Annotated in this window: 16 protein-coding genes and 1 tRNA gene; 15 read left to right on the top strand and 2 right to left on the bottom strand. The window is 70.3% G+C overall.

Going from position 1 to position 14567, the window contains the following annotated elements:
• Nucleotides 1-90 precede the first annotated feature (90 nt).
• The 7 genes from ABIA32_RS05055 (at nt 91) to ABIA32_RS05025 (ending at nt 6564) form a co-directional block, all read left to right on the top strand.
• Nucleotides 91-519, top strand: coding sequence for an ester cyclase (locus ABIA32_RS05055; protein WP_370092597.1), 429 nt, complete (start codon nt 91-93; stop codon nt 517-519).
• Nucleotides 520-529: 10 nt separating this feature from the next.
• Nucleotides 530-1669: a LuxR C-terminal-related transcriptional regulator gene (locus ABIA32_RS05050; protein ID WP_370092596.1), complete on the top strand. Its 1140-nt coding sequence runs from the start codon at nt 530-532 to the stop codon at nt 1667-1669.
• 270 nt (nt 1670-1939) lie between these two features.
• Nucleotides 1940-2995 (top strand): permease, encoded by a 1056-nt coding sequence (locus ABIA32_RS05045; protein WP_370092595.1) that lies wholly within the window; start codon nt 1940-1942, stop codon nt 2993-2995.
• Complete coding sequence (locus ABIA32_RS05040; protein WP_370092594.1) at nt 2992-3699, top strand: TIGR03943 family protein; 708 nt, start codon at nt 2992-2994, stop codon at nt 3697-3699. Before ABIA32_RS05045 ends, ABIA32_RS05040 begins: the two co-directional genes overlap by 4 nt.
• A gap of 73 nt (nt 3700-3772) precedes the next feature.
• Nucleotides 3773-4345 carry a YceI family protein gene (locus tag ABIA32_RS05035; RefSeq protein ID WP_370092593.1) on the top strand — a complete coding sequence of 191 codons (573 nt, stop codon included), beginning with the start codon at nt 3773-3775 and terminating at the stop codon, nt 4343-4345.
• Nucleotides 4346-5092: 747 nt separating this feature from the next.
• Nucleotides 5093-5782 carry a helix-turn-helix domain-containing protein gene (locus ABIA32_RS05030; protein ID WP_370092592.1) on the top strand — a complete coding sequence of 230 codons (690 nt, stop codon included), beginning with the start codon at nt 5093-5095 and terminating at the stop codon, nt 5780-5782.
• The gene (locus tag ABIA32_RS05025) at nt 5779-6564 is read left to right on the top strand and encodes a hypothetical protein (RefSeq protein WP_370092591.1); all 786 of its coding nucleotides are present in this window, start codon (nt 5779-5781) and stop codon (nt 6562-6564) included. The genes ABIA32_RS05030 and ABIA32_RS05025 overlap by 4 nt, the downstream gene beginning before the upstream one ends.
• Before the next feature lie 224 nt (nt 6565-6788).
• On the opposite strand, the gene ABIA32_RS05020 is transcribed toward ABIA32_RS05025, so the two are convergent.
• Nucleotides 6789-7691, bottom strand: a complete 903-nt coding sequence (locus ABIA32_RS05020) for a helix-turn-helix transcriptional regulator (RefSeq protein WP_370092590.1) — start codon at nt 7689-7691, stop codon at nt 6789-6791.
• Between the two features lie 152 nt (nt 7692-7843).
• Here ABIA32_RS05020 and ABIA32_RS05015 point away from each other — a divergent pair, with 152 nt between their 5' ends.
• Genes ABIA32_RS05015 through ABIA32_RS04995 form a run of 5 tightly spaced genes read left to right on the top strand, consistent with a single transcriptional unit; the run spans nt 7844 to nt 10904 of the window.
• Nucleotides 7844-8878, top strand: coding sequence for an alcohol dehydrogenase catalytic domain-containing protein (locus ABIA32_RS05015; protein ID WP_370092589.1), 1035 nt, complete (start codon nt 7844-7846; stop codon nt 8876-8878).
• Nucleotides 8875-9267: a carboxymuconolactone decarboxylase family protein gene (locus ABIA32_RS05010; RefSeq protein WP_370092588.1), complete on the top strand. Its 393-nt coding sequence runs from the start codon at nt 8875-8877 to the stop codon at nt 9265-9267. Before ABIA32_RS05015 ends, ABIA32_RS05010 begins: the two co-directional genes overlap by 4 nt.
• The gene (locus ABIA32_RS05005; protein WP_370092587.1) at nt 9264-9647 is read left to right on the top strand and encodes a DUF2255 family protein; all 384 of its coding nucleotides are present in this window, start codon (nt 9264-9266) and stop codon (nt 9645-9647) included. Before ABIA32_RS05010 ends, ABIA32_RS05005 begins: the two co-directional genes overlap by 4 nt.
• A 10-nt stretch (nt 9648-9657) precedes the next feature.
• Nucleotides 9658-10068 (top strand): cupin domain-containing protein, encoded by a 411-nt coding sequence (locus ABIA32_RS05000; RefSeq protein ID WP_370092586.1) that lies wholly within the window; start codon nt 9658-9660, stop codon nt 10066-10068.
• Nucleotides 10065-10904 (top strand): SDR family oxidoreductase, encoded by an 840-nt coding sequence (locus ABIA32_RS04995; RefSeq protein ID WP_370092585.1) that lies wholly within the window; start codon nt 10065-10067, stop codon nt 10902-10904. The genes ABIA32_RS05000 and ABIA32_RS04995 overlap by 4 nt, the downstream gene beginning before the upstream one ends.
• Before the next feature lie 649 nt (nt 10905-11553).
• Here ABIA32_RS04995 and ABIA32_RS04990 read toward each other — a convergent pair.
• A tRNA-Thr gene (locus ABIA32_RS04990) sits at nt 11554-11630 on the bottom strand.
• A gap of 248 nt (nt 11631-11878) precedes the next feature.
• Here ABIA32_RS04990 and ABIA32_RS04985 point away from each other — a divergent pair.
• The 3 genes from ABIA32_RS04985 to ABIA32_RS04975 all read left to right on the top strand — a co-directional run bounded on the left by ABIA32_RS04985 (nt 11879) and on the right by ABIA32_RS04975 (nt 14508).
• Nucleotides 11879-12991, top strand: a complete 1113-nt coding sequence (locus tag ABIA32_RS04985) for an ABC transporter ATP-binding protein (RefSeq protein ID WP_370092584.1) — start codon at nt 11879-11881, stop codon at nt 12989-12991.
• A 183-nt stretch (nt 12992-13174) separates the two neighbouring features.
• Nucleotides 13175-13639: a hypothetical protein gene (locus tag ABIA32_RS04980; RefSeq protein WP_370092583.1), complete on the top strand. Its 465-nt coding sequence runs from the start codon at nt 13175-13177 to the stop codon at nt 13637-13639.
• A 95-nt stretch (nt 13640-13734) separates the two neighbouring features.
• A complete protein-coding gene (locus ABIA32_RS04975; protein WP_370092582.1) occupies nt 13735-14508 on the top strand; it encodes an NDP-sugar synthase in 774 nt (257 codons plus the stop codon).
• Nucleotides 14509-14567 lie beyond the last annotated feature (59 nt).

The following is a 14567-nucleotide window of genomic DNA, read 5'->3' as shown; positions in this document are numbered from 1 at the left end:
CGGAGGCTCCCCGCACAAGCACACCCGTCGACGGGAGAACCCCAGAGTTCTGGGGTACCGAGAAAGCCGTCGCCGTCGAAGACTGCCGGTATGGACACCATCGAGCGAAACAAGAGCACCATCACCGCGTTCATCGACGCCCTCTTCACCAAGGGCGACCTGGGGGCTGTCGACGACTTCCTCGCCGAGGACTTCGTCAATCACGACCCACCCTTCGGCGGAAGCGCCGACCGCGAGGGCATGCGCCGGGCCGGGGCACTGTTCCGGGCCGCCTGCCCCGACTGGCACAGCGAGCCGGACCTGCTCGTCGGGGAGGGCGACCTGGTCGTCGAGCACTTCACCGGCACCGGCACGCACCGCGGCGACCTGCTCGGCGTGGCGCCCACCGGCCGGGCGCTCACCCTGCCCGGGATCAACATCTTCCGGCTGCGCGACGGGCTGATCGTCGAGCGCTGGGGTCGTGTCGACGAGCTCGGGCTGCTGCGGCAGCTCGGGGTCGTGCGCGTGGCGCAGGAGTAGCGTCGTTCCCATGGCGGCATCACTGGTGGAACGCCGCACGGCCGAGCTCGTCGGCCGCTGCTACGCCGGGTTGGATCTGGTCCGGCTGCGCGAGGAGGTGGTGCGGCGGCTGCGGCGACTGGTCCCGGCCGACGCCTCGTTCTTCGCGACGGTCGATCCCGCATCCCTGCTGTTCACTTCTGCCGTCGCGGAGGAGCCGCTGGGCGCCGAGACCGCCCGCTTCCTGGACAACGAGTTCGGCCGGCCGGACGTCAACAAGTTCGCGGCCCTGGCCACGTCGGACGATCCCGTGGCGACCCTCGGCCGGGCGACGCGCGGGGACCTCGCCGCCAGCGCCCGTTACCAGGAGATCATGGCGCCGCTGGGGCTCGGCGACGAGCTGCGGGCGGCGCTCTCCGTGGGCGGGTCCTGCTGGGGTGTGCTCTGCCTGCATCGGGAGCAGTCGGACACCGGCTTCGAGGACCGGGACCTGGCGGTGCTGCGCACCATCGCCCCGCATCTTGCCGAGGGACTGCGGCGCACGATCGCGCTCGGGCTCACCGACGGCGCGACCGCAGGGCCGCTCCCGGCACAGGCGCCCGGCGTCATCGTGCTCGACGACGCGCTGGAGGTCATGTCGACCAGTCCGGAGGCCCGGGAATGGCTCGACCGGATGGATCCGTCAGACTTTCCGCACCGAGCCCAACTCCCCTTCGCTGTCTACGCGGTGGCCGCGCGGTTGGCCCGGCTCGACGACGGGGCGGCGGGCGACGTGCCACCGGCGGTGGTCCGGGTCCGTGACCGCTACGGCCGGTGGTGCACTCTGCACGCCGCTCGACTCTCCGGACCGCCCCAGCCCCAGACTGCCGTCATCGTGGAGCCGGCCCCAGCGCAGCTGCGGTCCTCGCTCTTGCTCAGTGCTCTGGGCCTGACCGAGGCGCAGACCCGAGTCGCCGCCCTCGTCCTGCGCGGCTTCTCGACCCGCGAGATCACAGCTCAGTTGTTCATCTCGACCAACACCGTGCAGGAGCACCTCACGGCCGTCTTCGACCGGCTGGGTGTCCGCAGCCGCCGGGAACTGGTCGCGGTCGCGGCTGACGGCGCGCGCAAGCCCCACGCCCGCCGCCCGCCACCCGAGGGAGTGACGACATCGCAGACAGCGTCACGTTGAGTAGTGGACCTCTCCAAGGAGGTGTCTCATGGCACCCGCAACTGACCTGGAAACAGGCCTGGCGTACGACATCGAGGGGACCGGCACGCGGGTCGTCGCGATCACACTCCGCGCGTTCGTCGAACACGGCGACGAGCACACCTGACTCGCGTCACCGTCCGACTGCCCGAACCGAGGCGTTGCCGCCGAGAAGCACCGGCGCGATAGGCTCCCCGGCAACCGCGCACCGGGCGCGGTCGGCGGGGGCCCTTCGGACCACGGTGGCAGCGCGTGATCGATGCGACGAGCGGCGCTCCCCCCGTCGAGGCTGAGGCTGTCCCGCCGCGCGCGTGGGCGGTGTGGACCTGGCGGCTCGCCGCCCTGCTGATCAAACTCGCGCTCGGCAGCGTCGTCGCACTGATCATCTTCGGCGGTCTGCTGGTCGCCGCGCCCGAGCTGTTCGACTACCTCATCGCGCCGGCCTTCCAGGCATGGCAGACCGTCCTGGTCGCGGTCGTCATCCAGGGCCTGCCGTTTCTGCTGCTCGGCACCGTTGTCTCCGCGGCCATCAGCGCCTTCGTCTCCGACGCGGCACTCAGCCGGGTCCTGCCCAAGCGCGTGGCGCTGGCCGTGCCGGTCGCCGGCATGGCCGGCGCGGTGCTGCCCGGCTGCGAATGCGCCTCCGTTCCGGTCGCGGGCAGCCTGATGCGCCGTGGCGTCCCGCCCGCTGCCGCGCTGGCGTTCCTGCTCTCCGCGCCCGCGATCAACCCGGTCGTGCTGGTGGCCACCTCGATCGCCTTCCCCGGACGCCCCGAGATGGTCGGGGCCCGATTCCTCGCCTCGCTGGCGACCTCAGTCTCCATGGGCTGGCTGTGGCTGCGGCTCGGCAAGCCCGAGTGGCTGCGCCTGAACAGAAGCGCCGACGCCCACCGTCACGGCGGCCACACCCGCCTGGACGTCTTCCGCCGCGGCCTCCAGCACGACTTCCTGCACGCAGGCGGCTTCCTCGTCCTCGGCGCGACGGCCGCCGCCACCTTCAACATCGTCGTCCCACCCACCTGGCTGCAGACCTTCACCGGCTCCACCTGGCTCGCCGTCCCCCTGCTCGGCACCCTCGCAGTGATCCTGTCCATCTGCTCGGAGGCGGACGCCTTCGTCGCCGCCTCCCTCGCCGCCTTCCCCGCCACGGCGAAACTGGCCTTCATGGTCGTCGGCCCCATGGTCGACCTGAAACTGATCTCCTTGCAGACCGGCACCTTCGGACGCGCCTTCGCTGTCCGCTTCTGCGCCGCGACGTTCCTCGTCGCCGTCCTGGTCGCCTCGGCCGTCGGGGCGTGGCTGCTGTGAGGACACTGAACGCGCTGAATCGCCACCGCACCGCCCTGCTCCTGCTGCTGTCCGGCGCAGCCCTACTGCGCATCACCCTCGCCAGCGACCTGTTCCAGCGCTACGTCAAGCAGAGCCTGCGCCCCGAACTCGTCGCCGCCGGTGTGCTGCTGGTCCTCCTCGGCATCCTCTCCGCCGTCCGCGACCAGCCCGGCGAAGCCCACGACGAGGAGGCGCGCGGCCACGCGGGCCCAGGCCGCCTGGCCTGGCTCCTCGCGCCCCCGGCGCTGCTCCTGCTCAGCTTCGCCCCGCCCTCCCTCGGCGCCTTCACCGTCGCCCGCGACGGCTCCGGCCAGATCGCCCGCCCGGTCACCTTCGACCCGCTTCCGCCCACCGGCACGCTGCGCCTGCGCCTGTCCGACTTCGACGCCCGCGCCGTCTGGGACACCCACCAGTCCCTCAAAGGCCGCACCGTCGAGGTGGAAGGCTTCGTCGCCCCCGGCAGGAACGGGACCTGGCAGATCAGCCGCATCATCGTCAGCTGCTGCGCCGCCGACGCCCGCGTCGTCGCCGTCACCGTCCTCGGCCCCACCGCCCCACCCGCCAACACCTGGGTCACGGTCACCGGCACCTGGAACCCCGCCGACGCCACCCCCACGATCGAGGCCGCGACCCTGGCCCGCATCCCCTCCCCGGCCGACCCGTACCGCGACACGGCACCCTGACCAGGCTCCGCGAGCCGCCGGAGGGCGGCCGTCCTACCCTTGCGGAAGGGGACGAACGCGTCGAGGAGCTGCCATGGCGACGGCGAGATGGTCCTTCGAGCCCGGTCACACCGCGGCGGAGTTCAGCGCCAGGCACATGATGATCACCTACGTGCGCGGCCAGTTCAAGAACGTGCACGGGTTCCTGGAAGTGGATCCGGACGCCCCGGAGCAGGCCACCGTCGAAGCGACGATCGACGCCACCCAGGTGTACACCGGCCAGCCCGAGCGCGACGCCCACCTGCGCAGCGCCGACTTCTTCGACGTCGAGCACCATCCGACCTGGACGTTCACCGGATCGCGCATCCACCAGGTGAGCGCGACCGAGTACGAGGTGACTGGGGATCTCACCATCCGCGGTACCACCCGTCCGGTGACCTTCGACGTGACCTGCCTCGGCCAGTGGGACACCCCGTGGTGGGAGGACGGCCGAAACCTCGGCACCCGCCGCCGCGCCGGCTTCGTCGCCAGAGCCCGCATCAACCGACACGATTTCGGCGTCAGCTGGAACGACGTGGTCGATCGGGGCGGCGTCGTCGTCAGTGACACGGTCGACGTCGTCGTCGACATCGAGGCCGTCCTCGACACCACCGCGCCGACCGTCTGACACGCGCGCCGTCTGGTCGGGCCGAGGTGTCAGCCGCCGGTTGCGGCGGCGGGCCCCTTCCGGCGCCACAGCCCCGGCCCGTTTACCGCCCGGCGAGACAGAGCAGGTGGGGCGCACGTCCGAACGGCTCCACCGAGGATCGCCAATGAGCTTTCCCTGCAACGGACTTCATTGCCAGCCCGGCGGACTCGGGCACGCCGTATCGGTGCACCGGGCGGGCCCCGGACGGCCTGCACGGCTGTGGCACGACCCGAGTCGCGCCACGAGACCTCAAAGGGCCAGCCCGAGAGGGTTCACACCACCCGAGCCGGCCCATCGGGTCCGAAGCGACGACCCCCGCTTTACAAGACGAACTTCGATCATGACGAGAAGTGACTCCTGATGTCGCGTGGCACTGAACCTGCAGGTCAGCGCCACGCGACGGATTGCATGATCCAACGCAGGACGGCAGGTGCCGCCCAGTCCGCTACGCATCGCTCACGCAAATGGGCCCTGGATGAGATGCCCGGACAGTTCCCTCAAACGGCGAGCGAGGCTCCCGCCGCCCATGACTCTGAGGCTCAGGCCACTGAACCCCTTCGAACGCCAGTGAATGAGACCCCATCGGCCTCCGGCGCGATCTTCCATGAGAGCGACGGATGCGCATAGCCGCCCCGATTGACACAATCATTGTCGCTCGACAATAGTAGAGCCAACTAGGCAGAAGTATTGTCGCTCGACAATAGAAGTGTCAGCTCTGGGGGCAGCATGGACCTGACCGTTCCGGAGGCCGCGAAGCGGCTCGGCGTATCGCGGCAGCGCGTCCTCGCACTCATCACCCGCAAGGAGTTGTCAGCTCGGAGGGTCGGGTCAGCGTGGATACTCGACTCAGCCAATGTCGACATGCGCGCACGAGAGAGCTCGAAGGGCCGCCCAATGGCCGCTCGGAGCGCGTGGGCACTCCTTGACCTCCTGCAGGGAGGCGACGCTCCCTGGATGCGCGCCGACGAGCGTTCACGCCTAAGAGGCAAGCTCCGGCGGCATCCAGACATCGCCGAGGTCGCGGGGTGGTGTCGCCGTCGCAGTGAGCTTCTCTGGCTCCGGGGACATTCAGCCGCGGTGCCCAGGCTGCTGGCCTTCCCCGGCGCTAGGCCAACCGGCGCGTCGGCAGGCGGCCACGACGTCGTCGACATCGGGCGCGTGGAGGTGTATCTCACCAGCGACGACACCGACAAGGCGATTCGCGAACTCGCCTTGCGCCCCGTGACCCGCTCTGAGGCCAACGCCCTCATCAGGGTGCCCCACGGCCAGTGGCCGTTCTACGAGAATGTCGGCCGGGCAGTTGTCGCCCTCGACCTATGGGAGAGCGGGGACGAGCGGTCACGCCGCACCGCCCGCCAGATCCACGGCCAGCTGCTCAACATTCACTTTCCCCAGCGAAGTGGAGGAGCGGCGTGAGTCAGGACATCCCCCGGCCTGTCCTCGGAACCATCGAACTGCCGGCAATGGGCGGGGCCACGGATGCGCTGTGGCATCTCTTGATGCGCCTCGCTCAAAGCATTGACGTGCCATGGACACTGGTGGGCGGTCAGATGGTGATGCTTCACGGACTGCAGCGCGGGCGTCCATCCCCACGGGTCTCCGCGGACATCGACACCGTCATCGATGTCCGCACCGAGCCTCGGGGAATGCGTCGCGTGGTGGCGACGCTTCTCGCTCTCGATCTGGAGCCCGCAGGGATGCCAAGTCCAGATGGTCTGATGCACCGCTACGTCAAGCCCGGCACAGGCGTCGCCGTCGACCTCGCCGTCCCCGGGGCCTCTGTGGACGTCCTCGTTCCCGAGGGTCTCGGCCCAACCGCGGATGTGGGTACCAGCCTCGGTGGTCGAGCCTTTCCAGTTCAGGGTGCGTCCCAGGCGCTTGGCCGAACGCAAATCGTGCCGGTCCGCTACGACGGGATCGACGCAAACGTGCCACGCCCCGACCTCCTTGGGGCCATTGTCTGCAAGGCAGTGGCTGCCGTCGTCGACTACAAGTCCCCAGAGCGGCACACCCGAGACCTCGCTTTCCTCTGCACTCTCGCCGAGGACCCGTTCCTCCTGGCCGCTCAACTGACGTCGAAGGATCGCAAGCGTATGAGCGCCGCCGCCCACAAGCTGCATGCCGACTCCGCCACCTGGCGTGAACTCGAAAGCTTCGGCGAAGACGGCCGCGCAACATGGCAATTACTGACCGCGTAGCGACAACGAAGACCCCGAAGCCGCTGGTTTCGGGACCACCCCTTGGTGCCTCACACCGAGCCGCCGCTCACGCAAACGGCCGCGGACGATAAGTCCGAGGCCGGTCTCGACACTTCTCAGCTTCGCGCGCTGAATCCGTGCCCTGAGCGGGGTCTCCGGGCGACCGGGAGGCCCCGGACCCGCGCTGGCGATACATCGCGGGACGGTGGTTGGCTGGAATGCGATCAGCGCCCAGCGGTCTTCGGATCGGTGATGTCATCCCGCTGCTCCGTCGTGGCGGCCCAGCTGGCGAGAAGGCGGAGCGCGTCAGCGGAGGGACTGGCCGGTTCCGCGCTGTAGGCGATGAGGGTCAGACCGGTGTCGGCGGGGAGTTCCAAGGCGTCGAAGTCCAGGGTGAGCTCGCCGACGACCGGGTGGCGCAGGTGCTTCACCCCGGTGCGGTGCAGGCGGACGTTGTGGCCGGCCCAGCGGGTGCGGAACAGTTCGCTGCGGGTGGAGAGCTCGCCGACGAGGTCCTGCAGGGCCTTGTCGTGCGGGTCACGGCCGGCCTCGGTGCGCAGCATCGCGACGACGTCGGAAGCCATGCGCTCCCAGTCGCTGTAGTAGTCCGGTGCGGCGGGGTCGAGGAACATGAAGCGGGCCATGTTGACTGGCCGGTCCGGTTCGGCCAGGGCCCAGGCGGGCGCGGTGAGAGCGCGGCCCAGGGCGTTGGAGGCCAGCACGTCCAGGCGGCGGTTGCGGACGTAGGCGGGCACGCCCTCCATGGAGTCGAGGAGCCGCTGTACCGAGGGGCGGACCGTGGGCCTGGGCCCACGGCGTTGCAACCGGGCGGGGGCGTTCAGGGCGTGGGCGAGGTCGAAGAGGTGGGCTCGTTCTGCCTCATCGAGTTGCAGTGCGCGGACAAGCGCGTCCAGCACGCTCTCGGAGACGCCGCGGGCACTGCCGCGCTCCAGCTTGATGTAGTAGTCCACGCTCACCCCGGCCAGCAGCGCCACCTCCTCGCGACGCAGCCCGGTCACCCGCCGGTTGCCGTCGAAGACCGGCAGCCCCGCCTGCTCCGGTGTGATGCGCGCCCGGCGGGAGGCAAGGAAGTCGGCGAACTCGCGGCGCTGGTCGAGGGGGGCCATGCCTCCCACGGTACGACCGCTGCGGCGCGCAAGGGGGGCCCTGCCAGTACCCGTATCAGCCTGGACCCCCTGGTGGCGGGCGTCGTGGGGATTCCTCCGGCAGGGTGGATGACACAAGCGAGCGCAAGGTTCGGCGAAAGGGGTTCAACCCCATGCGAGCAACCCTGATCCACGGTGCCGGCGACATCCGGACGGGCGAGGTTCCCGACCCGCAGATCCAGCAGCCGACCGATGCGCTGGTGCGGGTGCTGCGCGCCTGCATCTGCGGCAGCGACCTGTGGCCCTACGCCTCACGGCCCGCCACCGAACACGGCGACCGCATCGGCCACGAGTTCCTGGGCGTCGTCGAGGACACCGGCGCCGACGTCACCGGCTTCCAGCGGGGCGACCTGGTGGTGGCCCCCTTCGTCTGGTCCGACGGAACGTGCGACTTCTGCCGCGAGGGCCTTACGACCTCCTGCCGCCACGGCGGACTCTGGGGGCGCGACGGCGTCGACGGCGGCCAGGGCGAGGCGGTGCGCGTGCCGCAAGCGGACGGGACGCTGGTGAAGCTGCCGGTCGCGGCGGACTCCGCGCTGCTGCCCTCGCTGCTCACGCTGTCCGACGTGTTCCCCACCGGCTACCACTGCGCGAAGACGGCGGGCGTCAACGAGCGCACGACCGTCACCGTCATCGGTGACGGCGCGGTGGGCCTGTCCGCGGTGCTGTCCGCCAGGCTGCTGGGTGCGGAGCGGATCATCTTGATGGGCAGGCACGAGGCCCGCACCGACCTGGGCCGTGAGTTCGGCGCCACCGAGGTGGTGACCGAGCGCGGCGAGGAGGGCATCGAGCGGGTACGCGAGCTGACCGGCGGCGACGGCACCCACACCGTGCTGGAGTGCGTGGGCCTGGAGCCGGCCCTGACCACCGCGTTCGGCGTGGTCCGCGCGGGCGGCACGGTCAGCCGGGTGGGCGCACCGCAGTACGACAAGATCTCCTTCGGCTTCCCCGACTTCCTCCGCAACATCACTCTCACCGGCGGCGTCGCCCCCGCTCGCCCCTACATCGGGGAACTGCTTCCGCCCATCCTGGACGGCAGCATCCAGCCCGGCCGAGTCTTCGACCGCACCGTCCGCCTGGACGGCGTCCCCGACGGCTACCGCGCCATGGCCGACCGGGAGGCGCTGAAGGTGATGATCGCGCTGTGAGCACAGCCGACACCCCGAAGACCCCTGCCCAGCAGTTGCTCGGCGACACCACCCCGAAGCTGGTCGAGCTGACCGACCAGGTGCTCTTCGGCGACGTGTGGGAGCGCCCCGAGCTCTCCCCCCGCGACCGCAGTCTGATCACGATCTCCGCCCTGGTGACCGGTTACCGCCTGGAGCAGCTCCCCGCTCACCTTCGAATCGGCCTGGCCAACGGCCTGACCAGGGAGGAGCTGGCCGAGGCCATCACCCACCTGGCGTTCTACACCGGCTGGCCCAACGCGATGAGCGCGGGAACCGCCCTGCGGGCCATCGTCGAGGAGACCCCTGAGCCAAAGGGCGCGCAGCAGGAGGACGCCGAACAGGAGCGCGCGGCGGAGGAACAGCGATGACGGCAAAAGCCTGGACCGAGGCCGAGCTGGCCGAGGTGGACGGCAACGACGAGGTGGAGATCGCCTCGCTGCGCCCCGACGGAGAGTTGGGCGGCAGCCGCACCATCTGGGCGGTCAGCCTCGACGGCCGGGTGTACGTGCGCTCGGTCAACGGCGAGCGGTCGGTCTGGTACCGCGCCACCCGCCACCGCCATGCCGGCCGGCTGGCAGTCGGCAGCGTCGTCGCCGACGTGGCGATGCACGACCTGGACCACGCCGACGGGGTCGAGGACCGCATCGACGCCGCCTACCGCACCAAGTACGCCGGCTACCCGGGACCGGTCGCCCGCATCACCGCAAGCCAAGCCCGCGCCACCACCCTCGAACTCACTCCCCGTTGAAGGAACCACCGTGGACATCCTGAACCTCCCGCCCACCGCCAAGAACCCGCCCGAGCTCTTCGCCGGCGATGCCTGGGTGGACTACCTGGCCGTACCGCAGCCGGGCACCGACCAGCGGGCGACCGTCGCCAAGGTGCGCTTCGCGCCGGGCGCGCGCACCGCCTGGCATTCGCACGCACGCGGCCAGTTCCTGCACGTCACCGACGGCGTGGCGTGGTTCGGCACACGTGACGGCGAGGTGGTCGAGGTCCGCCCCGGGCAGACCCTCTACACCCCGCCCGGTCAGGAACACTGGCATGCCGCCGCCGAGGGCTGCTTCATGGAGCACATCGCCCTGATGGAGGCCGGCGACGACCCCGCCACCAGCGTCACCTGGGGCGAGCACGTCACCGACGACGACTTCCACGGACCGCGAGCATGAGCCGCGAACCGCAGCGGGACATCGTCGTGGTGATCGGTCCCGGCGGCATCGGCCGTGCCATCGCCCGGCGAGTGGGAGCCGGACGCACGCTGCTGTTGGCCGGGCACGACCAGGCCGGGACCGAGCAGGCCGCCGCCGAACTGCGGGGAGACGGCTACGCCACCGTCACACGCCCTACCGACATCTCCGACCGCGCGGCGGTAGAGGCACTGGCGGAGCAGGCCGCCTCACTCGGCCCGATCACCCACGTGGTGCATGCCGCCGGGGTCTCGCCAACCCAGGCGAGCATCGAGCGGCTGCTGCACGTGGACCTGCTGGGCACCGCCTACATCCTGGACGCCTTCGCCCAGGTCGTCGCCCCCGGCGGGGCCGGGATCGTGGTCGCCAGCATGGCCGGGCACCGCGAGAGCCCCTACGACCGCGAGGTCGAGCAGGCGCTGGCCACCACCCCCACCGACGAACTCCTGGCGCTGCCGTTCCTGCGGCCGGAACGGATCGGCAGCACGGTGCACGCCTACGCCCTGTCCAAGCGGGCCAACTCGCTGCGGGTGCAGACCGCGGCAGCGGCCTGGGGCCGACGCAGGGCGCGGGTGAACACCGTCAGCCCCGGCGTGATCATCACCCCGCTGGCCCTGGACGAGCTGTCAGGACCCCGCAAGGAGTGGTTCGAGCACCTGCGGCAGACCTGCGCCGCCAAGCGCTTCGCCACCCCGGACGAGGTCGGCGACGTCGCGGCGTTCCTCCTCGGCCCACAGGCCGGCTTCATCACCGGCGCCGACCTGCTGATGGACGGCGGCGTCACCTCGGCCCTCCGCACCGGCGAACTCACGATGTAGCGCGAGTCCGGACGGCGTCCACACGGTGACCGCGGTCCAGCGGACCCGCGCTGCGTCCGCCGTGGCCCGCTCCTGCCTGTGGCGCGGCTCGCAGTGCACGAAGGCCACGCGTTCCGAGGGTTACTCCCGCGCCGTGACGTGCAGCAGGCGTACCTCTTCATGGTTCAGACGCGTCTGAACCTGCCGCAAGGCGGTGTCGTCGATGCGCTGCTGGTCGCGCAGCGCGAAGGACAGTGGCGCGCCTGCGGGCGAGCAGGGCCAGGTGCAGCGCGGTCTCGTCCTGGTTGACGCGGCTCAGGGTTGACGCCTCATCAGAGCGTGCCTCGACATCCAGGTAGGCGGCGGAGCAGGGGGATGTCTCAGGCTTCAGGGATGGCCCGGCCGTAGGCCTCCAGGGTGATGTCGGAGGGTGCATCTGACCTCGGCAACGCCCAAACGCCGAGGTCCAGCCGCAGAGTCAACCCATCGAACGCATGAGCACCGCTTCCGCGGAGCAGAGCTCACCGAAACCCGGCCCGGAACACCAAGAAGGCCGCTGAACTGCACTTTCGCGCAAGCCAGCGGCCTTCGATGGACATGAGCAGCACTTTTCAGGGCGCTAGGCCATACCCAGATGGATGTCCGATATGCCCTGAAGTTATGTTCGCTTTGGAGCCCCCTGTCGGGTTCGAACCGACGACCCCCGCTTTACAAGAGCGGTGCTCTGGCCAACTGAGCTAAGGAGGCGCGGTTGGCAGTGTACCGGGCGGGCGGGGTGGGCGGGGTGCGGATTTGTTCGGGTCGGGGGGCTGACAAGCGCACGGTCGGACAGGTAGCGTCACCTGAAGTTCACATTCGTACGTGGACTAGACCTCTCAGTGAACCGTGCCGCTCCGGCGGGCTGGTGCGGCGTGCGGGAGGGCGAAAACTTCACATCCACCCTTTATTACGGATCGTCCGGCACGTTCCTGCCGGTGAAGGAGCGCAGAACCACCATGCCTACGGTGACGTTCGACAAGGCCACCCGGATCTACCCCGGTGGCGACAAGCCCGCGGTCGACTCGCTCGAGCTCGAGATCGCGGACGGCGAGTTCCTCGTGCTCGTCGGCCCCTCCGGCTGTGGCAAGTCCACCAGCCTGCGCATGCTGGCCGGCCTGGAGGACGTGAACGGCGGGTCCATCCGCATCGGTGACCGCGACGTCACCCACCTCCCGCCGAAGGACCGGAACATCGCCATGGTGTTCCAGAACTACGCGCTGTACCCGCACATGACCGTCGCCGAGAACATGGGCTTCGCCCTGAAGATCGCCGGCGTCAACAAGGCCGAGATCCGCACCAAGGTCGAAGAGGCCGCGAAGATCCTCGACCTCACCGCATACCTGGACCGCAAGCCGAAGGCACTCTCCGGCGGTCAGCGCCAGCGTGTCGCCATGGGCCGCGCCATCGTGCGTGAGCCGCAGGTCTTCCTCATGGACGAGCCGCTGTCCAACCTGGACGCCAAGCTCCGTGTGCAGACCCGTACGCAGATCGCCTCGCTCCAGCGCCGCCTGGGCATCACCACGGTCTACGTCACCCACGACCAGGTCGAGGCCATGACCATGGGCGACCGCGTCGCCGTGCTGAAGGACGGCCTGCTCCAGCAGGTCGACTCCCCCCGCAACATGTACGAGCGGCCCGCCAACCTCTTCGTGGCCGGCTTCATCGGCTCCCCCGCGATGAACCTGGTCGAGGTTCCGCTGGTCGACGGCGGCGTGCAGTTCGGCGACACCGTCGTTCCGGTCTCCCGTGAGGCGCTGGCCCAGGCCGCCGCCAGCGGCGACACCACGCTGACGCTGGGCGTCCGCCCGGAGCACCTGGACGTCGTCTCCGAAGGCGACGCGCTCGCCAAGGGCGGCTCCGGCCTGGCCGTGACGGTCAACGTCGTCGAGGAGCTCGGCGCCGATGGCTACGTCTACGGCACCGCGAACGTCGGCGGCGAGGACCGGGACCTGGTCGTCCGCGTCGGCGGCCGCTCGGTGCCGGCCCGCGGCGAGGTGCTGCACGTCGTGCCGCGCTCCGACGAGCGTCACCTCTTCTCGACCACGACGGGCGAGCGCCTCAGCGACTGACGCGGGAGAGTCGAGCGTCACGCCGCGTCGCGCAAAGCCACGCTGACGACAAGTCGACAGCCAAGGGAAGCCGTCCGGTTCATCCGGGCGGCTTCGGGCATTTCGGGAGAATTCCGACACCATGCTCACTCGTTGGAGTGACGCAATGTCGCCAAATCATTACCCCTCGCTAGCATCCCCGTTGTGAAGCAGCTAGCTCGCCGCATCGGCCGTTCTCTCGCCTTCGTCCTGCCGCTCGTCCTCGTGACGACCGGCACCCTCGCAGTCGCCCGCGTCTCCTGGGCTCCACCGGCCACCGCCGACGTCCAGTCGCTGACGGCCGCGTCCGACGCCCAGCCGCCCGCTCAGCCCGCGCAAGCCGCACCGGCCGGGCAGGGCGGACAGAGCGCCCCTGTCGCCCCGCAGGACGCCCTCCGGGCGCGCCTGCTGCGGGAGTTGGCCACCAGGAACCCCGCGGTCGCCCTGACCGACCTGGAGCACACCATGGACCGGGAGCCGTCGCTGCGGCAGTTCTGCTCCGCCCTCGCCAGGGATCTGGGCCGGGCCGCCGTGCGCAAGTACCACGGCGACCAGCACCGGGCGCTCTCCTACGCCCGGCCGGTCTGCGACGCCTCGTTCGCCGCGGGCACCCTCGCCGGCGCGAACTGAGCACGGCGCTGAACCGAAGCGAACGATGCACTCGCTCAGATGACCATCAGGTGACAGCAGACCTGGCACTTACATTTGCCCCCTAGGGTGATGCCATGACCGCTGAACACCTCATCCCGTCCGCCGGGGACTCCCCCATGGCGGCCCCGACGGTGACGCAGGCCGTAATCCTGGCCGGCGGCCAGGGATCCCGCCTGCGCCCGTACACCGACACCCGGCCCAAGCCGATGATCGAGATCCCCGGAACGGGAATCCCGATCATCGGCCACCAGTTGCAGTGGCTGGCCGAGGAAGGCGTCACCGACGCCGTCGTCTCCTGCGGACACCTCGCGGACGTCCTGCAGGACTGGCTGAAGACCGCCGACCTGCCGCTGAACGTCTCCACGGTCGTCGAGACCGAACCGCTGGGCCGTGGCGGCGGGCTGAAGTTCGCAGCGGGCTCGCTCCCGCGCAAGGACGAGCCCTGGTACGCCACCAACGGCGACATCTGGACCCGCTTCTCGCTCCGCGAGATGGCCGCCTTCCACGCCGCCCGCGACGCCCACGCGACGCTCGCCCTGGCCCGTCCGCGCCTGCCCTGGGGCACGGTGGACGTCGACCAGTTCGGCACCATCCTCGACTTCATCGAGTCGCCGCCGTCGCCGTACCTCATCAACGCCGGCGTCTACGTCTTCTCCTCCGCCTTCGCGGGCATGCTGCCGGACCTCGGTGACCACGAGCGTTCCACGTTCCCGCGTCTGGCCCGTGAGCGCCGCCTCTCCGGCTACGAGCTGCCGCAGGGCGTCTACTGGCGCGCGATCGACACGGCGAAGGACCTCAACGAGGCGGCCAAGGAGCTCGCCGCGGCGCGCGCCGCAGTCGAGCACTGACGTCGGGCTCAGCACCACACGTCACGAACGCCACGCACGTCACGGACGCGAGCGGCCGA

The organism is Streptacidiphilus sp. MAP12-20 (genome assembly GCF_041262525.1).
GTDB lineage: Bacteria > Actinomycetota > Actinomycetes > Streptomycetales > Streptomycetaceae > Streptacidiphilus.
The sequence above is the reverse complement of the archived record's forward strand: the minus strand, read 5'-3'. Positions and strand labels throughout refer to the sequence as shown.

Bases quoted from the DNA above. Each gene is read 5' to 3' on its own strand.
- ABIA32_RS05055 (WP_370092597.1), top strand. From the start codon at position 91: ATGGACACCATCGAGCGAAACAAGAGCACCATCACCGCGTTCATCGAC.
- ABIA32_RS05050 (WP_370092596.1), top strand. From the start codon at position 530: ATGGCGGCATCACTGGTGGAACGCCGCACGGCCGAGCTCGTCGGCCGC.
- ABIA32_RS05035 (WP_370092593.1), top strand. From the start codon at position 3,773: ATGGCGACGGCGAGATGGTCCTTCGAGCCCGGTCACACCGCGGCGGAG.
- ABIA32_RS05030 (WP_370092592.1), top strand. From the start codon at position 5,093: ATGGACCTGACCGTTCCGGAGGCCGCGAAGCGGCTCGGCGTATCGCGG.
- ABIA32_RS05020 (WP_370092590.1), bottom strand. From the start codon at position 7,691: ATGGCCCCCCTCGACCAGCGCCGCGAGTTCGCCGACTTCCTTGCCTCC.
- ABIA32_RS05015 (WP_370092589.1), top strand. From the start codon at position 7,844: ATGCGAGCAACCCTGATCCACGGTGCCGGCGACATCCGGACGGGCGAG.
- ABIA32_RS05005 (WP_370092587.1), top strand. From the start codon at position 9,264: ATGACGGCAAAAGCCTGGACCGAGGCCGAGCTGGCCGAGGTGGACGGC.
- ABIA32_RS04995 (WP_370092585.1), top strand. From the start codon at position 10,065: ATGAGCCGCGAACCGCAGCGGGACATCGTCGTGGTGATCGGTCCCGGC.
- ABIA32_RS04985 (WP_370092584.1), top strand. From the start codon at position 11,879: ATGCCTACGGTGACGTTCGACAAGGCCACCCGGATCTACCCCGGTGGC.
- ABIA32_RS04975 (WP_370092582.1), top strand. From the start codon at position 13,735: ATGACCGCTGAACACCTCATCCCGTCCGCCGGGGACTCCCCCATGGCG.